This window comes from Microlunatus soli (assembly GCF_900105385.1).
Taxonomy (GTDB): domain Bacteria; phylum Actinomycetota; class Actinomycetes; order Propionibacteriales; family Propionibacteriaceae; genus Microlunatus; species Microlunatus soli.
The window spans coordinates 5,872,735-5,894,110 of record NZ_LT629772.1 but is presented as its reverse complement, the minus strand read 5'-3'; the positions used below and the strand labels follow the sequence as shown (position 1 = coordinate 5,894,110).

The following is a 21,376-nucleotide window of genomic DNA, read 5'->3' as shown; positions in this document are numbered from 1 at the left end:
ACCCCCGGTGATCGTTGATCAACTACGCCTGCACGAGGACCCGATCCCCGGCGCCGGCCGGCGCCGGCCGCGTGCCGATCTGCTGTCCGATGCGCCCCAGCTCTCACTGAACGGGCAGTGGCGCTTCCGGCTGAGTCCGACGGCCGACGGCACCGGTCCGGCGTGGGCCGATCCCGGTACCGATGATCAGGACTGGGATGAGATCACCGTCCCGGGTCACTGGGTGTTGCAGGGCCACGATGCGCCGCGGTACACCAACACCGCGTTCCCGTTCCCGATCGACCCGCCACGGGTGCCGACAGAGAACCCGACCGGCGACTACCGCCTCGGGTTCACCGTTCCGGACGATTGGCCGTCCGGCCGTAGCGTGCTGCGCTTCCAGGGTGTCGACTCCTGCGGAACCGTTTGGCTCAACGGCGAACTGCTGGGCCATTCCAAGGGCAGCCGGCTACCGTTCGAGTTCGACGTCACCGATCGGCTCCGGCCAGGTCCCAATCTGCTGGCCGTCCGGGTCCATCGCTGGTCCTCCGGCAGCTACCTGGAGGACCAGGACATGTGGTGGCTGCCCGGCATCTTCCGCGATGTCGAGTTGCTGTCCCGGCCGGACGGCTGCATCGACGACGTCTTCGTGCACGCCGACTTCGATCCGACCACCGGTTCGGGCAACCTTCGGGTGGACTGCGACCCCGCGGCCCGGATCGACATCCCCGAACTCGAGCTGAGCTGCGTCCCCGGCAGCGCGACGGTGATTCCCGCGGTGCAGCCGTGGAGCGCGGAACGTCCACGGCTGTACGACGTCCTGATCCGCACCCCCGGCGAACAGGTCACGGTCCGCACCGGCTTCCGCCGGATAGAGATCGTCGACGGACGGCTGCTGGTGAACGGCGCACCGGTCCTGCTCCGCGGCGTCAATCGGCACGAACACCATCCCGATCATGGTCGATCCCTGGACCGGCAGACCATGATCACCGACGTGCTGATGATGAAACAGGCGGGGATCAACGCGGTCCGCACCGCGCACTATCCCCCGCACCCGGAATTCCTCCGGCTCTGCGACGAGTACGGATTGTGGGTGGTGGACGAGTGCGACCTGGAGACCCACGGATTCATCTACGCGGGTTGGCAGGGCAATCCGGTCGATGAGCCGCAGTGGCGGGATGCGGTGCTGGACCGGATCGGCCGGATGGTCGAACGGGACAAGAACCATCCGTCGGTGATCGTCTGGTCGCTGGCCAACGAGAGCTGGTGCGGGCGGAACCTGGAGGAGGCGGCCGGCTGGATCCACGACCGCGACCCGAGCCGGCCGCTGCACTACGAGCGCGACCCGAGCTATCGCTATTCCGACTTCTCCAGCCTGATGTATCCCGACCTTGATCAGTTGGAACAGATCGGTCGGCGCCTGGAGCCCACGCCACCGAGCATCGAGCCTGGCTCGGCCGATGACCGCCGCCGACGGACGCTGCCCTTCCTGCTCTGCGAATACGGCCACGCGATGGGCAACGGTCCGGGATCACTGCAGGACTATCAGGACATCCTGCAACGCCATGATCGTTTTGCTGGTGCGTTCGTCTGGGAATGGATCGATCACGGCCTGAACGGTGTCACGCCGGAGGGCATCAGCTACGTCCGGCACGGCGCCGATCTCCCCGGCCGACCCAACGGTGGCCGCTACTGCCTGAACGGGCTGGTCTTCGCCGACCGGAGCCCGTCACCGGCGCTGGCCGAATACGCCGCCGTCATCCAGCCGGTGCAGATCACCGGCGGTGATCACGGACTGATCATCCGGAACCGCTACGACATGCTCGACCTGGATCATCTCGACTTTGCCTGGCAGCTGGAGGAGGATGGCGTCCCGACCGCCGACGGGACGCTCGCCGTCCCGGCCTGCCCGCCGCGCAGCACCGTCACCGTCCCGATGCCTGTGGATGCCGATGTCGCGAGCACCGCAACGGCCGGCAGTGTCGAACGGTGGCTGACCATCACCGTGACACTCGCCGAGGCGACCGGCTGGGCGCCGGCAGGCCAGCGGGTTGCGACCTCCCAGGTGCAGCTGCCGAACGGTTCATCGTCGCAGCCGTTGAGCTCGAGCCGCGAGATCAGCCCGACGACCGAGCATGATCAGCTCCGGTTGGGTCCGGCGACGTTCGACACCGCCTCCGGTGAGCTGACCGACCTGGACGGTGTGCCGATCGGCGGTCCGATCATCGACGTCTGGCGGGCACCGATCGAGAACGACCGCGGTCAGGGTCGACGCAACACGATGGCCGCCGACTGGGCCGCCGTCGGTCTTGATCGTTTCTTGCACCGCACCGATGCCGTCGACGCCGACGACGCAGGAGTCACGGTCGCGGTGCGCAGCGGTCCGGCGACCCAGACGTTGGGCTTCCGATCGACCTCCCGATGGTCGGCCGATCATGATCAACTCGATGCTCGACGGCTACGGCTGCAGTTCGACGCCGAGCCGGCCGGGATCTGGGACGGTACACCGCACGGCGACTATCACGTCACACCGCCCAGGGTCGGTCTACGGTTCCGGCTGCCGGCCGACTACACCGATGTGCGCTGGTTCGGACTCGGGCCCCAGGAGACCTATCGGGACAGTCGATCGGCCGGCCGGGTCGGCCGGTATGCGGCCACCATCGACGACCTGCAGGTGAACTACCCGGTGCCGCAGGAGAACGGCAATCACCTGCAGACCCGGTGGCTGGAGTTGTCGGGTCCGGGGCTGCCGACGCTGCGCTTCGCCGGCGAGCCGACCTTCGATTTCACCGTACGGCGCTGGACCAGTGAGGCACTGGAGCGGGCCAGGCATCCCCACGACCTGGTCGACTCCGGCTCGGTCTGGCTGAACATCGATCATGGTCAGCAGGGTCTCGGGTCGGCCTCCTGCGGACCGGCACTGCCCGACCGCTACCGGATGCCGGTCCGACCCTACCGTTACGCGGTGACGATCTCTACGAAGTCGATCACCTGATCACCCGGGCCGACCGTCCAGCGGTGACGGTCGGCCGCGGCGTCGCGGAATCCGGCCGGGGTGACGATCTCCGCCTCGGCACCGGGCGGGACCGTGATCCGGAGTCGGACCGTGTCGCCGTCCCGCTGCCACTCCAGCGCCCATCGACCGCTCGGTCCGTCGTAATCGTGCTGTGCTCGATCGAGTCCGGCCAGCGGCGCGATCGCCACCACCGCACGCCGCCAGCCGACATCACCCGGCGCCTGTTCCAGGCCGCCGATCGAGCCCGTCAGCCAACGGTCGATGTAGCCCAGCATGAAGTGATTGGCCGATTTGCGGGAGGCCGCGCCGGTCCAGTGTTCGGCCAGGGCGGTATACCCCGCGGCCAGCATCTGCCCGTAGCCGGGAACATCGGTCCGGCTCACCATCGTCCGGATCAGCTCGTGTTCGCCCAGTCGGGTCAGCACCCGTACGAGTGCCGGTAGGCCGATCTCGCCGACGGTGATTCGGCCTCCGCCGCGGTGGAGCAGTTCGACCAGCTCCTGCTCGGCGTGCTGCTGCTGGGTGGCCGACAACACGCCACCGAGGTCGATCATCAACGCCAGGCTCGCCTGGCTGCCCGACCCGATCCGAGGCCCGCCGTCCGTCTCCCGGATCTGATCGTCGGCCAGCAGCCGCCGGAGCCGACCGGCCGTCTCGGCCAACCGGCGTCGTTCGTCCTCGTGTCCCAGGACCTCTGCCAGCCGGACACCGACATCCAGCATGCTGATCAGTCCGTAGTTGGCGACCAGCACGCGCGGTGTGCTGTCGTCCAGGGTGATCCAGTCGGCGAGCCCGTGGTCGAGCAGTCCGTCGCCGGCGATCCCTTGCAGGTAACGGAGATAGGCCAGTCCTGGCTCCCACGCCGCCCGTGCCGGGGCAAGATCACCGTAGGTCCGGTAGAGCGCCCACGGCAACTGCCAGATGGCACTGCCCCAGTTGACGTCGTCACGGAATCCGTGGTCGTCGCCGATGTGGGTCGGGTGGTCGAAGACGACCAGCTCCGGTGTGATGCTGGGGATCAGGCCGTCGGCGGTCTGGGCGTCGGCCATGTGGGTGATCATGTCCGCGAGATGATCGGCGACATCGAAGCTGCGGGTCAACGGATCGATCACCAGGTGCAGCTGTTCCAACCAGCCGAGCTTCTCCCGATGCGGGCAGTCGGTGGGCACGCTGTACAGATTGGACTGGATCGCGTTCCGCACCATGGTGTGGATGCCCGACAGGGTCGGGTCACTGCAGCCGAACGAACCGACCGGCCGGTCGTCGGTCATCAACCGCTCGGCCTGCACTGCGACCCCTTCGGTCGGGGTCGGAGCGCCGTCCGGGCCGAAGGCCTGGATCTGCAGATAACGGAACCCGTGGTAGCCGAACTGTGGCCGCCAACTGACCGGCTCCCGGGGTGCGGCGCCGCTCGGGTGCGGCGGATCGGCGGTGGTGTAGGTGTCGACGATGGGGCTGCCGGTGGAGTGCTGATCGACCGTGCCGTCGGCGGCGAGATACTCCGCCGGACGCAGCTCGATCCGGGTACCGGCTGGGATTCCGGGATCGAGCCGGATGACCTCTCGTCCGGCGAGGTTGCGGCCGAAGTCGACGACCTCGACCTCGCCGACCGACCAACGAGCGGCCGGTTCGAACAACTCCTGGACCCGCGTCGGCGGGGTCCTCCGGGTCCACGGCTGCGGGTCGGTACCGGCGTCGCCCACGACGACGGCGGTGTCCCAGCCATCGTCGGCGCTGCCCTGCGAGGTCAGCCAGCCCGCCGGCTCCAGGCCTGCGTCGTAGTCCTCACCGCCGTACCAGTGCGACAGAGCCGTGGGGCCCAAACGGGCCTGCCAGTCGGTGCCGGAGACGATCCGGCGGCTGCTGCCGTCGGCGAAGTCCAGGACGATCGACACCCGCGCCCGGGGGGCGACCCGGCGACCGACCAGCTTGGTGTAGCGATTAGGTGCTCGTCGGACGTGGGCACTGCCTTCGCCCAGTTGCAGCACGAATTCATTGCGGCCGGCGGTGATCAACTCGCCCACCGGGTAACGCCGTGCGGCAACCCGGCGGGTGAATTCCGAGCTCCCCGGCTCCAACACGTCGGCCGATACCGGCCGCCCGTTCAGGTGCGCCACCCAGACCCCAAGGCCGACGATGGTGAGCTGCGCGCGGACCGGCGGCTGGTCGCAGTTGATCATGGTCCGCAACGTCGGAGTCGCCCAACCCGGTTCGGGACCCGCCCAGTCCGGATGGGTGATCCAGTCAGCACCGGCCAGATCCTGCACGACGTCGGCGTCCGGTCGGGTGCCGGGCCGCGGTCGGGTGTCGGTCACGGCGTCTCCTGCAGCGGGCCGTCGAGACTGATCCCTTCCCGTTCCAGCTCGTCGCGCCACAGGTGCTCCGGCCGATAGCCGAGCTGCCGGACCGCCTTGTCCACCGACATCAACGTCTCGTGGCGGCCGAGTGCCTTGGTCACCGGTACATCGGGGAAGGCACCGGCGACGAGGTCCGCGCTGGGCACGGTCAACCCGGTGTCGGTCGCGGCCGCGTTGTACACCTCGAATCCGGGCCGGCCGTGCTGCAGCGCACGATCGATCAGTTGGGCGCCGTCCCGGGAGTCGATGTAGGACCAGACCAGGTCACGTCGGTAGCCCGGGTCGGCACATCGCTCGGCGAAGGTCGCGTATTCCCCCTGCTGGGTGACGTTGCTGAAGCGCAGCGCGGTGATGCTCAGCGACTCCGACCACCGCACCAGTTGGCCGGCCATCGTCTCCTCCAACACCTTGCCCAGGGCATAGGTGCCGTTGGCGCGCCCGCCGCTGCCCTCGTCCAGCGGCAGATAGACCGGCGGCTCGCTGAACGGGAAACCCATCGCGGTGATGCTGGAGGCGTACACGATCCGATCGATCCCCGCCCGCAGACAGGCGTGGAACACGTTGAAGGTGCTGATCAGGTTGTTGTGGAAGACCGTCGCGTCGGGCACCAGCCCGTTGACCGGGATCGCAGCCAGATGCACCATCGCGTCCAGACCGTCGTGCCGAGCGGTGATCCCCAACACCGCGTCCAGGGTCTGGCCGTAGTCGGTGAAGTCGATCATGGTGAAGTCGGGCCCCGGCGCTCCCGCGCGGTCCAGTCCGAGCACCCGGTGGCCGCCGTCCCGGAGCCGGCGGCATGCCGCCCGGCCGAGCTTGCCCGAGCTGCCGGTGATCGCGATCCTCATCGTTACTCCTCGTCGAGTGGGGCTTTGCAAGGTTGACCGGATGGCAGCCGGCCCAACGATGGCAGCACCATGATCAACATCATCCGTCGACATCGTGAAACGTGTCAACACCTCGTCCATCAACTGTGCCGGCATGCCACAATGACGACACCCGACTCCCACCCGATCACGTCCAGTGGAAGGCGTCATGTCCGTCCTCGTCCACCATCTCCGCGCCGAACACCGCCACCCGGCCCTCGGCATCGGAACTGCCACACCGCGGATCTCCTGGCAGATCGACGCGGAACCGCGCTGGTCCCAACGCGGCTACCAGATCGAGCTCACGCGTCATCCGGCGACCGCCGGAGATGCACCGACCGCGCCGACCGTGTTCGAGGGGCAGGGCAACGATCAGCTCCTGGTGCCGTGGCCCGATGAACCACTCGCCTCCCGGGAGCAGGCGACGATCCGGGTCCGGGTCGAGGGCGCTGATGTCGAGGATCAGCAGGAACAACTGTCGCCGTGGAGCGAGCCGCTGACGATCACGGTCGGTCTGCTCGAACCGCAGGACTGGCAGGCGGTGCCGGTCGGCATCCCGTGGTGGGAGGACGCCGAGTCCGACGAACGACGCCCTGCCCTGCTCCGACGCGACTTCGACGTCGACGGCGAGGTGGCGTCGGCGATCCTGTATGCCAGCGCCCACGGTCTCTACCAACTGGAGCTCAACGGTCGGCGGATCGGCGACGAGGAATTGGCGCCCGGCTGGACCAGCTATCCGCGGCGGCTGCGCTACAGCACCCACGACGTGACGGAGTTGATCACGGCCGGATCGAATGCGATCGGCAGCTGGCTCGGAGACGGCTGGTACCGCGGTCGGTTGGGTTGGCGCGGCGGCTTCCGCAACCTGTTCGGCCATGATCAGGCGTTGATCGCTCAATTGGAGATCCGCTACACCGACGGTCGCACCGTGATCATCTCCAGTGATCATCGGTGGCGGGCGGCGCCGTCGCCGATCGAGCACAGCGGTATCTACGACGGCGAGACCTACGACGCCCGGGCCGAGCAGCACGGCTGGTCCGAACCCGGATTCGACGACTCCGACTGGAGTTGGGTCAAGGTCGGTCAGCGTGACCCGCGAACGCTGGTCGCCCCGGACGGTCCCCCCGTCCGATGCACCCAGGAGCTGCAGCCGATCGCGGTACTGGACACGCCCAGTGGCAAGCAGGTGGTCGATTTCGGGCAGAACTTCGCCGGCCGCGTCCGACTGTCGGTCAATGGGCCGGCCGGTACCGAGATCACCCTGCGCACCGCCGAGGTGATGCAGCAGGGCGAGATCTACACCCGCCCGCTGCGGGACGCGCGGTCGACCGATCGCTACATCCTGGCCGGCCGCGATCGCGAGGAATGGGAGCCGCGCTTCACCATCCACGGGTTCCGGTATGTCGAGGTCACCGGTTGGCCGGGCGATCTGCGGCAGGCCGTCGCCGACGGCCGGCTGGTCGGGCGGGTGCTGCACAGCGACCTGGAGCCGACCGGGTCGTTCTCCAGCTCCGATGCCAAGCTCAACAAGCTGCACGAAAACGTTCGCTGGAGCATGCGGAGCAACTTCGTCGACCTCCCGACGGACTGCCCGCAACGTGACGAACGGGTCGGCTGGACCGGCGACATCCAGGTGTTCGCCCCGACCGCGAGTTTTCTCTACGACTGTTCGGGTTTCCTGCGCTCGTGGCTTCGTGATCTTGCTGTCGAGCAACTGCCGGACGGCACCGTCCCGTGGTATCTGCCGGTGATCCCGGCGCACGCGATGTGGACGCCGATCCGGCCGGGGGCGGCCTGGGGCGACGTCGCGGTGCTGACACCGTGGGTGCTGTACGAACGCTTCGGCGATCGGCAACTGCTCCATGATCAGTACCCCAGCGCGAAGGCCTGGGTCGACCTGGTGGATCGGCTGGCCGGCCCCGGACATCTGTGGGACACCGGATTCCAGCTGGGCGATTGGCTCGACCCCGACGCTCCGCCACAGGATCCCGCCGATGCCAAGACCGATCGCTATCTGGTGGCGACCGCCTATTTCGCCCGTTCGACGGCGACCCTGGCGCGAATGGCCGAGGTCCTGGACAACACCGAGGACGCGATCCGCTATCGCGAGCTGGCGGCCCGGATCCGCGACGCCTTCCGCCACCGTTATGTCACCACCGACGGCGACGGCGGCCTCCGAATGACCAGCGATGCGCAGACCGCGTATGCGTTGGCGATCAGCTTCGACCTGTTGCCCGACGAGGCATCCCGGCTCGCAGCCGGCCGGCGGCTGGCCGAGCTGGTGGCGGAGGCGAAGAACCGGATCTCGACCGGCTTCGTCGGGACTCCGCTGATCACCGAGGCGTTGTCCTCGACCGGCCAACTGGACCGTGCCTACGATCTGCTGCTGGAGACCGCATGCCCGTCCTGGCTGTACGCCGTGGAGCAGGGCGCGACAACGATCTGGGAACGCTGGGACAGTCAACTGCCGGACGGCACCGTCAACCCCGGCACCATGACCTCGTTCAACCACTACGCGTTGGGAGCGGTGGCCGACTGGCTGCATCGGGTGGTCGCCGGTCTGGATCCGGTCGAACCGGGATACCGGCGGATCGCCTTCCGGCCCCGTCCCGGCGGTGGTCTGACCTCGGCGCAGGCGGAGCTGGCGACGCCCTACGGTCCGGCGGCGATCGGCTGGCGGCTCGATGATCACCGGCTCGTGATCGACACCCGGGTGCCCACCGGTGCAACGGCTTTCCTGGACCTGCCCGATCGGGACCCGGTCGAGGTCTCGACGGGCAGCAACACCTTCACATTCCCACGGGAGTGATGTCGCCGCCGGTCGAGGTCCTTCGACGAGCTCAGCACTCGCGTCAGTAGTCGCCGGGATCAGGACATGCGTCGTAGTCGGGACGGACACCGCCGCGATCGTTGGCGGTGTAGCCGGCCTCCAGCACCGCCATCGTGGCGAACACGTCGCTGACGGCGGTCGGCAGTGTCCTCAGCTCGCCGGTCAGGTGACGTTGCAGGACGCCCATCGAATACATGAACGCGTCGGGGAACCAGCTGCCGTCGAACGGCAACGGTCGCCAGCCGTCACCGGTGTTGATCTCCAGCCGGTCGGCGCGCCCTTGCGGGTAGTCCATCAGCACCCCCATCTGGGCTCGGATCGCTCCGTCGGTCCCCTCCCATTTGATGAAGCTCTGCTCGTGATCCGGGCCGAATCGATGATCATGATTGGTGCAGACGATGGCCCGCAGCGGCCGGTCGTAGTGCAGCACGATCGCCGACCGGGAGTTGGCATGCTGCTTCGTCGGATGCCGCACCGTGCTGCAGGACACCGATTCCGGGTCGCCGACGAAGCTGCGGATCAGGTCAAGGTGATGGATGCTGTGCATGTTGAGCTCGAGCCGGTCCAGTCCGAGCACCGCCGGGAAGTACTCCCACGGGGTGTTCACCTCGACGACGACCTCGAGATCGTAGAGCTCGCCGATCTCGCCGCGCGCGATCGCCTCCCGCGCCACCGTCACGTACGGAGCGAACCGGAGCTGGGTGTTGACGGCCGCGATCAATCCCTTGGACCTGATCACGTCCATGATCGCCAGCGTGTCGGACCAGTTGTTGCCGATCGGTTTCTGCAACAGCACCGCCGCACCGTCCGGCAACGCCGACAGCACCTGGACGTAGTGCTCCGGCATCACCGCGCAGTCGAAGATCACGTCGTCGGGCGCGGCAGCCACCGCCTCCGTGACCGATCCGTGGGTCCGGTCGATCCGATACCGGTCGGCGAGGTCGCGGGCGCGGTCGATCGCGACGTCGACGATCCCGGCCACCGGGTAGCCGGCCTTGCGGTAGGCCGGCAGATGCGCGTCCCGGACGATCCCGCCGGCGCCGATGATCACGATCGGACGTGGCCGCGACGGCAGAATCGGTCGATAGCCCGGATCCGGCGCGAACTCGGGCCGATCCGGCGATTCGATCATGGTCGTGCGGCCGGCCGGACGGCCCGGACGCGATCCTCGTCGAGTCGGTAGCAGCGGATCGCGTTGTCGCCGAGGATCGCCTGTCGTTCGTCATCGGACAGATCGGCCAGGCACGCGGTCAAGCCGGCCCAGACACGTTCGTAGTCACCGGCAACGATCGCCACCGGCCAGTCACCGCCGTACATCAACCGCTCGGTGCCGAAGACGGCGACGGCGTGATCGACGAACGGCTGCAGGTCGGTCGGCGTCCAGGCGGCCGGATCGTCACCGGCGGCGTAGAGACCGGACAGCTTGGCCCAGACGTTGGGCCGTTCAGCGACGGCGGCCAGCAGCCGGCGCCAGGGCTCGGAATCGTCGAGCCCGATCGGCGGCTTGCCGAGGTGATCGATGACGAACCGCAACTCAGGATGCCGATCGGCCAGGGTGGCGATGTTCTCCAGATGCCGTGGCAACACGGCCGGCACATCCAACGGCAACCCGGAGCGTTCCAGCAGCGAAAGCCCGGCGTCGACCTCGGGACGGAGCAGCCAGTCCGGGTCGGGCAGGTCGTGGATCAGGCTGCGGATGCCGACCAGGACCGATCGGTCGAAGGTCTGCAGCAGCGACCGTGCCTCGTCGGGCCGGTCCAGCGGCAGCCATCCGACGACTCCGAGCACCCGCGGATCGGCGGCGGCCTCCAGCATCAGCCTGGTGTCCTCGGGGGTGTCGTCGGCCTGCACCAGGATCGTGCCGGCGATGCCCGCCCGATCCAGATGCTGCAATCCGTCGGCGAGCGTGATGTCGCGGCGGATCGGTTCCATGGCTTCGGCGGCCAGCCAGGCGTACGGACTGCGTGATCGGTCCCAGATGTGTTGATGGGCGTCGATGATCACCGGCTCGGCTCTCTGCATCATCGGGTCCTTCCTTCCGGATCGCTGGTCGGAACAGCACCGCCGCGCGGCACCGCGGTCGAGTCTCGCATGATCAACTCCGGTCGCGGGTCTGTGATCACCAGGTTGCGCCGGCGACGGCGCCGGGCGGATTGGTCGAGCTCACTGATGAGTTGCTCTACCGCGGCCCTGCCCAGCTCGTACAACGGCATCCGCACCGTGCTCAGGGCGGGCGCAGTGTGTTCGGCGGTCCAGGCATCGTGCAACGCCACCACCGACAGCTCAGACGGTACGGCGATCCCGAGCGAACGTGCCTCGGCCAGGACTCCGATCGCGGCGTTCAGGTTGGCAACCACCACGGCGGTCGGCCGCCGGCCGCGGGACCAGATCCTCCGCAACGCCCGCCGGCCCTGATCAGCGGTGTAGCCGAGGTCGGTCATCCAACTGCTGCGGACCGGTGCCCCGGCCTCGGCCATCACCCGCCGGAAGCCGTCTTGCCGATCCTGCGCGGTGAACGCGGTCGGCAGACCGCCCAGGTAGCCGATCGCGGTGTGCCCGAGATCGATCAACGCGCGGGTCGCGACCGCGGCCGCCTCCTCGTCCGGCAGCGACACCGATCCGGCCCGACGGTCCTGCAGCGAGTTGATGAACACCACCGCCGACCGGCCGCCCTGCTGTTCGGTGTCGCGCAACAGCGCGGCAGCATCGGCCCGGGACGCTTCGTCGCGCAACTGGAGCAGGACGCCGTCGACCCGGCGCTCGCCGACCAGCTTGGTGATCATGCTGCCGCCCGGCTGCATGTCCTCCGATCGGCCGAGCAGCACGACGTGATCATGGTCGATCGCGGCATCCTCGACGCCGCGCATCAGCTCGCTGAAAATGGCGTTGGTGACATCCGGGACGACCAGCGCAAGCACCCGGGACCTGGCCAGTTTGAGCGCCCGGCCGGCGTAGTTCGGGCGGTAGCCGAGCTCCTGCGCTGCCTGCTCGATCCGTTCTCGGGTCTCGGGCCGGACGCGGGCCGACGGTGCGTTGGCCAGCACCCGGGACACCGCGGAGATCGACACTCCCGCCCGAGCGGCGACATCGCTGAGGGTCGCGGTCATCCGGCCAGCCTAGAGCGCGCCGGACACGATGGAAGACCCAGCCCCGCTCGCGCCCGTGGCCGGCATGATCAACTCCCGTCGAGGGCGGAGAACTCCTGAGCGATCACCCGGTCGTGCTCGCCGAGCTTCGGCGCGGGGCGGGTGTCGGTCAGCCGGCGCCCGTCGATCCGGATCGGGCTGCGGGTGGTCTGCAGCTCCAGGCCGGAGCCGTCGTCGGTGACGCCGGCGGACCGGCTGATCCGCTGCGTCATCCCGATGGCGGCGAACCCGTCGTGTTCGATCAGCTGATCCAGAGTGAGCACCGGTGCGCACCAGATGTCGGCGGCATCGAGGATCGACAGCCATGTGTCGGTCGGTCCGCCGGACAGACGATCGGCGAGCAGGTCGGCGATCCGATCCTGCTGGTCCCACCAGGTCTGCGGATCGGTCAGCTCCGCCAGCTCGTCGATCTCGAGCAGGGCACCGAGTCGGTCGACCGGGTTCATCGCGATCGCCAGGTAGCCGTCGGCGGTCGGATAGGTCCCGTACGGCGCCGGCAGGAAGGCGTGGGCAGCGTACTTACCGCCGCGCCGGACGGTGATCGGCCCCGGCCCCAGATGCTCGTTCAGCTTGGTGCTCAACAGCTCGAACTCCAGGTCCAGCATCGATTCCAGCAGGCTGGTCTGCACCAGACCGCCACGCCCGGTGCGCTCCCGGCGATACAGCAGTGCGGTCACGCCCTGGGCGAGGTGACAGCTGGCCAGATGATCGGCGATCGACAGCCCGACCGGCACCGGCGGGTCGGCGGTCGACCCGCTCATCCAGGACAGCCCGGACAGCGACTGGGCCAGCAGGTCCTGTCCCGGGCGGTCCTTCCAGGGCCCTTCCTCCCCGTAGCCGGTGACACTGGCGTAGATCAGCCGCGGATTGAGCTCACGGACGCTGTCGTGGTCCAGCCCGATCCGTTCCATCACACCGGGTCGGAAGTTCTGGATCAGGACGTCGGCCCGAGCGACCAAGCTCTTCACCCGTTGCAGATCGTCGGCGTCCTTGAGGTCGGCCGTGATCCCCTCCTTGTTGCGATTCATCGCATGGAAGGAGATCGTGTCCCCGTCGGCGCGCCGACCGGCGAACGCCAGTTGGCGGCCGATGTCACCGCTGCCGGGACGTTCGACCTTGATCACCCGGGCTCCGAGGTCGGCCAGCCGCATCGCGGCAACCGGACCGGCGAGGAACTGGCTGAAGTCGAGGACCAGGACACCGGCCAGTGGATCGTCCTCAGTTGTCGTCATGATCAATCTCCTGGGGTCGTCGACCGCGGCGCTGTCGGACCTGACCCTACCGACTGTGACCGCCCGCAGGCAGCAGATCTCCATCATTCGGGCAAACGTTTGACCAAGATCACGACGGACATTACGCTCGGACCGACGCCGACGCAGCAGTCACCACGACGGCGCCGCACCATCAGCGATTCACCGTGCCCAGTGCTTCGAGGGAGAGGACTACCGTGCAGATCGTCGAGCGATGGCACGAGGACTTCGAGGTCGGCGAGACCCGACGGACCACCGGCCGGACGATCACCGAGGCCGATGTCGTCCTGCACGCCGGCCAGTCCGGCGACTTCTTCCCCCACCACATGGACGCCGAATGGGCATCGACGCAGCCGTTCGGCCGTCGGATCGCCCACGGGACCTTGATCATCTCGGTCGCCGTCGGGATGACCGCTTCCGACATCAATCCCCAGGCGATGAGCTACGGCTATGACCGGGTGCGATTCATCCGGCCGGTGTTCATCGGCGACACGATCACCGTCACCGCGGAACTGACCGGCATCCGGGACCATCCCAAACAGCCGGCGCGGCACGGCTTCCTCGACGAGACGGTGACGGTCACCAACCAGCACCAGGAGACGGTCCTGGTGCTCACCCACGTCTACCTCACCAACCGGAGACCTGCCTCGTGACGTCAGTTGCCATTGACCGGAAGGCCGTCGTCGCCCGGCACCAGGTCCGGCGGACCGCTCCCGATCCACTGGAACCGCTGACCGTCGGCAACGGCGAATTCGCCTTCACGATGGACGTCACCGGCCTGCAGACCCTGGCCGACCTGCATGACGAGGTCTCCGCGCGGGCCGAGGGTCGACCGGCGATGGGACTGCACACCCAGGCCCAGTGGGGATTCCACGCGATGCCGAATCCCGACGGCTGGGGCCTGGACGACGTGATGACGCCGTACCTGACGCCGCGCGGCCCGGTCGACTATCCGGATCGCTACGACTTCAGCAAGCCGGCCGGCGAACTGTCCGGTGATGAACGTGCCGGGTACTACCTGTGGGTCAATCCGCACCGGATCGACCTGTTCCGGCTCGGGCTGGAACTGCGCGACTGCCCCGGCGACCAACCGCTCCCGGCCGCCGGACTGCCCGACACCCTGTCCGAGATCGATCAGGTCCTCGATCCGTGGGACGGCACGGTCAGCAGCCGATTCCGCCACCACGGCGTCGACTACCAGGTCCGAACGGTCTGTCACGGCAGCCGGGATCTGGTGGCGATCAGCATCGACTCCGCGGCATTGGCCGACGGGCGGGCGACGCTGGCATTGTCGTTCCCCGGTGCATCGGACACCTTCGCCGACACCGCCGACTGGGATCATCCCGAGCGGCACAGCACCACCCTGTCGCCCGACCCCGGGAACGATCGGGTCCGGGAGTTCCTGCGGCAACAGGACGACACCAGCTATCGCGTCCGGCTGGCGCTCTCCCCGACCGGCCGTCTCGAGCAACTCGACGACCACAGCTTCCGGATCACCGCCGACGGCTCGACCCTGCACCTGGTGCTGGAGGCATTGCCGGGAGCCGAGGACACCGCTGGGGAGCAGGGGTCCGCGGCCCGTCGACTCCCCGAACTGCAACAGGTGATCGACTCCTCGCGAACCTGCTGGGAGGACTTCTGGCGCAGCGGCGCCGCACTCGACCTCGGCGCCTGCACCGACCCGCGGGCCGCCGAGCTCGAACGGCGGATCGTGCTCTCGCAGTATCTGACCCGGGCCCAGTCGGCCGGATCGACACCACCCGCGGAAACGGGCCTGACGCAGAACTCGTGGGCCGGCAAGTTCCACCTCGAGATGCACTGGTGGCACGCTGCCCATTTCGCCATCTGGGGACGCCCCGAACTGCTGGAGCGCAGCTTCCGGTGGTATTTGGACATCCTGCCGGTCGCCCGAGAAATCGCTGCCCGGCAAGGGTTCTCCGGGGTCCGATGGCCCAAGCACGTCGGCCCGGACGGCCGTGAGGCACCCAATATCATCGGCCCGCTGCTGCTCTGGCAGCAGCCGCATCCGATCCACTTCGCCGAGCTGCTGCGATACGCTGCCGCAGCCGATGATCGACAACGGATCCTGGACAACTACGGCGAGCTGGTCGACCAGACGGCCGTCTTCATCGGCGACTATCTCTACCGTGATCAGGACGGTGTCGTGCACGTGCCGCCGGCGACGATGCCGGCCCAGGAACGCTATCCCCCGGAGTCGGTCTGGGATCCGCCGTTCGAGCTCGCCTATCTGCGCTGGGGGCTGCAGACGGCACAGCATTGGCGTTCGTTGCGTGGCCTTCCGGCGGAGCCCGCTTGGGACGAGTTGATCAAGGACCTGGCAGAGCTGCCCGTCCACGATGATCACTACGCCGCTGTCGGCAATCCGCCACGCACCGAGATCGGTGATCATCCGTCGATGGTCGGGGCGCTCGGACTGGTCCCCGACCAGGGCATCGTCGATCACGACCGGATGCGGAGGACCTTGGACTACCTCGATCAACAGTGGGATTGGCCGCACACCTGGGGCTGGGACTATCCGATGATCGCGATGACGGCGACCAGGATCGGCGAACCCGAACGGGCGGTCGACGCCTTGTGTCGTGAGGTGCCGCGCAACCGTTACCTGGCCAACGGGCACAACTGTCAACATCCCTCCCGGCTGCCGCTCTATCTGCCCGGCAACGGCGGGCTGCTCGCCGCGGTCGCCCTGATGGCGACCGGCTGGATCGGTGGCGCAACCGGGGATCATCCGGGCTTCCCGACCGATGGCTGGCAGGTCCGCAGTGAAGGGTTCCCACCGCGACCATGACCGTCCACAGGCAACCCGGGTCCGACGCCACCCTGTGCTACGACGCACCGGCAAGCCGGTGGACCGATGCACTGCCGATCGGCAGCGGCCTGGTCGGCGCGATGTGCTTCGGCGGCCCCGACGGTGAGCGCCTGCTGCTCAATCACACCACGGGTTGGTCCGGTGGACCGGCAGCCGAACGCTCGGGGACACTGCCCTCAGCGGATCAATGCCGAAGCGCCCTCGACGAGGCCAGGACCGCCGTCGCGGAAGGTCGGTGGCAGGACGCCGATCGGGCCGTCCAGGGTCTCCAGCACGGCAACCCGCAGTCCTTCCTGCCGGTCGGTGAGCTGTCCATGATCATCACGCCGACCGGCCCGGATCGCGATGCCCCGACGACGGACTACCGGCGCAGTCTGGATCTGGCAACCGCCGTCCACCAGGTCGGCTATCGCCGCGGCGACAGCCGGATCACCATCACGACCCGGGCCAGCCATCCCCACAACGTGTTGATGATCACCGTCCAGATCGACGGCGGCACCGTCGATCTGGACCTGGCCCTGACCAGCCAACTGCACACCACCGCCGCCGGACCCGACCTGCTGCTCCGCTTCCCCAGCAATGTGATCCCGGCCTATGACAAGCCGCAGCAACCGATCGTCTACACCGACGGTGATCAAGAAGCGCTGGACGGCGCGATCGCGATCCGTACGGTCCACGACGGGATCGGTGATCACCCGATCCGCAACCTGCGCCGGGCAACGATCCTCGTCGGGATCGAGACCAGTTACAGCACGCCGGGCGGCGCGCTGCGCGGCGACGCTCGCGATGCCTTGGCCCGCGCCGTCCGGCGGATCGGGACGGCGACCCGGGACGGCGCCGAGGTCGTCGCGCGAGCCCAGGAGGATGATCATCGACGACTGTTCTCGCGGTGTCGGCTCCGGCTCGGATCGCCGGCGGATGAGCTGACCGATCGTCGCCTCGCGGCCGCCTTCGCGCACGGCTCGGCCGCGCTGGACAGCGATCCGGCGCTGGCCGCACTGCTGTTCGACTACGGACGCTACCTGTTGATCTGCAGCTCGCGAGCAGGTGGCCTGCCGGCCAATCTGCAGGGCATCTGGAACGACGCGATGCAGCCGCCCTGGTCCAGCGACTTCACGATGAACATCAACCTGGAGATGAACTACTGGCTTGCCGAGCCGACCGGGCTCGTCGAATGCCTGACACCACTCTTCGACTTCATCGAGGCCCTCGCCGCCTCGGGCGCCGAGACCGCAGCCAGGGTATTCGACGCGCCGGGCTGGGTCGCCTTCCACTGCAGCGATGCGTGGGGTTACAGCCAACCGGTCGGCAATGGCAGCCACGATCCGTGTTGGGCGTTCTGGCCGTTCGCCGGTCCGTGGCTGCTGCAACAGCTGCGGGAACGACTGTTGCACGGCGGCGGTGACGAGGTCGCCCTCCGAGCCTGGCCGTTGGTCCGCGGAGCAGCCGAGTTCCTGCAACACACCATGATCGAACGCGACGACCGAACGCTGGGGACCAGCCCGTCGACCTCACCGGAGAATCGGTTCAGTTCCCGGTCCGGCGACAGCGCTGCGACCGCCGAGTCCTCGACGATGGACATTGCGCTGGCAGCCGACACCTACCGCTTCCTGATCGAACTGTCGGACCGGCTCGATCATGATCAGGATCCCGTCGTGCTCGCCGCGCGCGCCGCGCTGCCCCGGCTGCCCCGCCCGATGATCGACGATGCCGGCATGATCGCCGAGTGGCCGGACCGGGAGTTGGTGCCGCAGCCCGACCATCGGCACACCGCACACCTGTATCTGGTCCATCCCGGTGATCAACCGCTGGAGCCCGCACTGGCAGCGGCCGCCGATGCCAGCCTGACCGGTCGAGGCGATGAGTCGACCGGCTGGTCGCTGGTCTGGAAGGCGACGATGCGTGCCCGGCTCCGGCAGCCCGAGCGGGTTGCCGATCTGCTGCGCTACCTCTTCCGGGACGCCGCCGTCGATCGCGGCCGTTGGGCGGGAGGTCTCTACCGCAACCTGTTCGCCGCGCATCCGCCGTTCCAGATCGACGCCAACCTCGGCTTCGTGACCGCCGTCGCCGAGTGCCTGCTGCAGAGCCACGCCGGCACCATCGATCTGCTGCCGGCGCTGCCCGCGGCATTCGGTCCCGGATCGGTGGCCGGACTGGTCGCCCGGCCCGGTGTCCGGGTCGATCTGTCCTGGGATGCCGGTTCGTTGACCCGCGCGGTGCTGACCTCGGATCGTCACGAACCGATCGATCACCCGGTCCGGTACCGCGACCGGGTGATCAGCTGTCGACTCGAGCCGGGGCGTCCCGTCGAGCTCAGCCCACGGAGCTTCGATCTTCGGCCGATTGCTCGGCGTCCTGGTTCTTGAGCTTGCGTGCCACCAGCGGCCAGAAGACAACCAGGATCGCCATTGCCACCAGGCTGGTCCAGACCTGGGTGCGGCCGTCCGGCGAGGTGAGCATGATGATCACCACCGCAACCACGGCGGCGATCAACACGAAGTTCAGCCACGGGAACGCCCACACCTTGAGCTGCAGCGCGTCCACCTCGGTCCGGGTCATCCGGCGGCGCAGGTTCAGCTGGGTGAGGGCGATGAAGACGTAGACGAACAGGGCGACCAGGCCGGCTGAGTTCATGATGAAGTCGAAGATGCCCGAGCTCGGTGCGACGAAGTTGGCGATCGCTGCCACGACTCCGCCCAGGATCGAGGCGAAGACGGCGAAGACGGGCACTCCGTTGCGAGCCTTGCGACTGACCACCTTCGGCGCGAATCCCTTCTCGGCAAGGGAGGAGATCATCCGGGAGGCCGAGTACAGGCCCGAGTTGAGCACCGAGATCACTGCGGTGAAGATCACCAGTTGCATGATCACGTCGGCCGCCGGGATTCCCAGCCTGTGGAAGATGTAGGTGAACGGGGCGTTGGTCACGTCGGTCGCCTCCGGCAGCTTGTTCCACGGGACAACTGTGACGATGATGAACACCGAACCGACGAAGAACAGCAGTACCCGCCAGATCACCGTGCTGGTCGCCTGCCGGATGCCCTTGGCGGGATTCTGCGACTCCGCCGATGCCATCACCGCGATCTCGGTGCCGAAGTAGGAGAAGATCACCAGCGCGACGCCGGTCAGCGTCGCACCGAATCCGTGTGGTGCGAAGCCGCCGTGCTGCCACAGGTTGGGCAACGAGAAGTCGCTGTGCGGCCAGAGCCCGAGGACGTACAGGATCCCGGCTCCGAGGAACACGATGATCGCCAGGATCTTGATGCTGGCCAACCAGAACTCGGTCTCGCCGAACGATCGGACGGAGATCAGATTGGTGGCGACGAAGATCGCCAGCAGGATCAGTGACCACGCCCAGGCGGGCAGCGCGCCGATCCACCCGTTCAAGGTGTGACCGCCGATCACCGCCTCGTAGGCGAGGACGCCGACCCAGAAGTACCAGTAGAGCCAACCGACCAGGTAGGCCGCCCAGTTCCCCAGGCCGACCCGGGCGTACTCCATGAATGAGCCGACCGCAGGGCGGACCGCCGCCATCTCGCCGAGCATCCGCATCGCCAGGAAGACCAGCAGCCCGCCGATCAGATAGGACACCAGTGCCGCCGGTCCGACCGATCGGATCACATTGCCCGATCCGACGAACAGGCTGGAGCCGATGATCCCACCGAGGGTGATCATCGTGATGTGGCGTGACCTGAGTTTCTTCGTGGCGGGCTGGTGCTGGGCTGGTTCCTCGGCGGCCGGGCGGTGGTCGTCCGAGGCTGGGTCTTGGCGGCGGCGTTCCGGAACATCCACGTGGCACTCTCCCTTGGGGCTACGTCTGCACTCCTCGGCACTCTAAGCCCGATCCCCCGAGGTGCCGCGTAGCCAGCGGCACCAGACGGATGCCTCGGCACGTTGCCGCCGCGAGGGCGGTCTGGTTGACCGTTGAGCGGCGGCAACGCCGCCGACGTGCCCGGATGGGGTCGCGCAGTAGCGGCAGATCGGTGGATCGAGGCTGAGCCCGCCGAACCGCGCACCAGGGAGGCAGGGCATGCTGGTGTGTCGTGGGTGGTCAGCGTCCTGCTGTCGCCGCGCAGCGCCGGCTCAGCCGAGTCAACGACGCCCCGGCAGGCGGTGGTCCGGCCGTTGTCGACATGCAGGTTTCCTTGATCGACAACCGTGCGGCGATGGCGACGCCGGAGAGGAAGACACTGTCGACGGCCCCGGAGATCCGGCAGCTGCCGGGCCCGAAGGACTCGACTATTTCCTGCGTGCGGGGCGGATCAGGCCCTCCTGCGCGACGTCGGAGACCAGCGTCCCCTGCTGGAACAGCCGCGCGGTGGAGAGTCCGAGGCCGGACGAGGCGGACGGTGACACCTGGTCGTACAACAACCAGTCATCGGCCCGGAAGAGCCGGTGGAACCACATCGCATGGTCGATCGAGGCGACCTGGACCCGCGGCGATCCGAGCACCTCGCCATGCGGCACCAGACTGGCACCGAGCAGTGTGAGGTCGCTGGCGTAGGCCAGCACGCCGCTGTGCAGCCGACGATCATCGGGCAGCGCACCGTCGGCCTTGATCCAGATCCGCACCCGCGCCGGGTGCCGTGGATCGTCCAGACCTCCGCCCGGACCGGAATTGCCGACGTAGCGGACGTCGAGCGCGCCCCATTCGGTGGTCCAGGTCTCGGCCGGGGCCCCGGTGATCTTACTGAGCACATCGGCCAGCGACGGGCAGGTGTCCGGCCCGGGAACGTTCTCCGGCACCGGATCGGCGTGCTCGAAACCGTCCTCGTCGCGATGGAACGAGGTCGACATGTAGAAGATGATCTTGCCGTCCTGCCGGGCCGTCACCCGTCGGGTGGAGAACGAACCGCCGTCACGCACCGAGTCGACGTCGTAGACGATCGGCAGATCGGTGCGTCCCTCCAGCAGGAAGTAGCCGTGCAGCGAATGGGCGAAGCGTTCGTCCGGAACGGTCATCCCGGCAGCGACCAGCGCCTGGGCAAGCACCTGCCCGCCGAACGCACGCTGCAACGCCGTACGCGGCTGCTTGGCTCGGTAGAGCCCCGTCTCGATGGTCTCCAAGCTGAGCAGGTCGACAAGCTCGTCCAGGGACTCGGGCACGC

At 68.1% G+C, this 21,376-nt stretch carries 13 protein-coding genes; 5 read left to right on the top strand and 8 right to left on the bottom strand.

All coding sequences use genetic code 11. The features are described from left to right. The first annotated feature begins 7 nt into the window (after positions 1 to 7). Complete coding sequence (locus BLU38_RS26965) at positions 8 to 2,974, top strand: glycoside hydrolase family 2 TIM barrel-domain containing protein (RefSeq protein ID WP_197679883.1); 2,967 nt, start codon at positions 8 to 10, stop codon at positions 2,972 to 2,974. Here BLU38_RS26965 and BLU38_RS26960 read toward each other — a convergent pair. Together BLU38_RS26960 and BLU38_RS26955 are read right to left on the bottom strand one after the other, a co-directional pair. Continuing rightward, the gene (locus tag BLU38_RS26960) at positions 2,938 to 5,310 is read right to left on the bottom strand and encodes a family 78 glycoside hydrolase catalytic domain (protein WP_091529444.1); all 2,373 of its coding nucleotides are present in this window, start codon (positions 5,308 to 5,310) and stop codon (positions 2,938 to 2,940) included. The genes BLU38_RS26965 and BLU38_RS26960 overlap by 37 nt on opposite strands. After that, complete coding sequence (locus tag BLU38_RS26955) at positions 5,307 to 6,197, bottom strand: NAD-dependent epimerase/dehydratase family protein (RefSeq protein ID WP_091529442.1); 891 nt, start codon at positions 6,195 to 6,197, stop codon at positions 5,307 to 5,309. Before BLU38_RS26955 ends, BLU38_RS26960 begins: the two co-directional genes overlap by 4 nt. A gap of 187 nt (positions 6,198 to 6,384) precedes the next feature. Between BLU38_RS26955 and BLU38_RS26950 the strand changes: the two genes are divergently transcribed. Then, complete coding sequence (locus BLU38_RS26950) at positions 6,385 to 9,024, top strand: alpha-L-rhamnosidase (RefSeq protein ID WP_091529439.1); 2,640 nt, start codon at positions 6,385 to 6,387, stop codon at positions 9,022 to 9,024. A 43-nt stretch (positions 9,025 to 9,067) separates the two neighbouring features. Here the strand turns inward: BLU38_RS26950 and BLU38_RS26945 are convergent, their stop codons facing one another. From BLU38_RS26945 to BLU38_RS26930, 4 genes are all read right to left on the bottom strand, one after another. Next, entirely contained in the window at positions 9,068 to 10,177 is a 1,110-nt protein-coding gene (locus BLU38_RS26945; protein ID WP_091529436.1) for a Gfo/Idh/MocA family protein, read from the bottom strand. Further along, positions 10,174 to 11,070: an amidohydrolase family protein gene (locus BLU38_RS26940; RefSeq protein ID WP_197679882.1), complete on the bottom strand. Its 897-nt coding sequence runs from the start codon at positions 11,068 to 11,070 to the stop codon at positions 10,174 to 10,176. The genes BLU38_RS26945 and BLU38_RS26940 overlap by 4 nt, the downstream gene beginning before the upstream one ends. Continuing rightward, positions 11,067 to 12,152, bottom strand: a complete 1,086-nt coding sequence (locus BLU38_RS26935) for a LacI family DNA-binding transcriptional regulator (RefSeq protein ID WP_091529434.1) — start codon at positions 12,150 to 12,152, stop codon at positions 11,067 to 11,069. Before BLU38_RS26935 ends, BLU38_RS26940 begins: the two co-directional genes overlap by 4 nt. Before the next feature lie 68 nt (positions 12,153 to 12,220). Beyond that, entirely contained in the window at positions 12,221 to 13,423 is a 1,203-nt protein-coding gene (locus BLU38_RS26930) for a CaiB/BaiF CoA transferase family protein (protein ID WP_091529432.1), read from the bottom strand. 215 nt (positions 13,424 to 13,638) lie between these two features. On the opposite strand from BLU38_RS26930, the gene BLU38_RS26925 reads away from it, so the two are divergent. Genes BLU38_RS26925 through BLU38_RS26915 form a run of 3 tightly spaced genes read left to right on the top strand, consistent with a single transcriptional unit; the run spans position 13,639 to position 18,637 of the window. Further along, a complete protein-coding gene (locus BLU38_RS26925; RefSeq protein WP_091529429.1) occupies positions 13,639 to 14,094 on the top strand; it encodes a MaoC family dehydratase in 456 nt (151 codons plus the stop codon). Further along, on the top strand, positions 14,091 to 16,250 hold the full coding sequence (locus BLU38_RS26920) for a hypothetical protein (RefSeq protein WP_157683739.1): 2,160 nt from the start codon (positions 14,091 to 14,093) through the stop codon (positions 16,248 to 16,250). The genes BLU38_RS26925 and BLU38_RS26920 overlap by 4 nt, the downstream gene beginning before the upstream one ends. Next, positions 16,247 to 18,637 (top strand): glycoside hydrolase family 95 protein, encoded by a 2,391-nt coding sequence (locus BLU38_RS26915; protein WP_091529424.1) that lies wholly within the window; start codon positions 16,247 to 16,249, stop codon positions 18,635 to 18,637. Before BLU38_RS26920 ends, BLU38_RS26915 begins: the two co-directional genes overlap by 4 nt. On the opposite strand, the gene BLU38_RS26910 is transcribed toward BLU38_RS26915, so the two are convergent. Together BLU38_RS26910 and BLU38_RS26905 are read right to left on the bottom strand one after the other, a co-directional pair. Beyond that, positions 18,585 to 19,943, bottom strand: coding sequence for an amino acid permease (locus BLU38_RS26910; protein WP_091529422.1), 1,359 nt, complete (start codon positions 19,941 to 19,943; stop codon positions 18,585 to 18,587). The genes BLU38_RS26915 and BLU38_RS26910 overlap by 53 nt on opposite strands. A gap of 564 nt (positions 19,944 to 20,507) precedes the next feature. Then, a complete protein-coding gene (locus tag BLU38_RS26905) occupies positions 20,508 to 21,374 on the bottom strand; it encodes an acyl-CoA thioesterase (protein ID WP_091529419.1) in 867 nt (288 codons plus the stop codon). Positions 21,375 to 21,376: the final 2 nt, after the last annotated feature.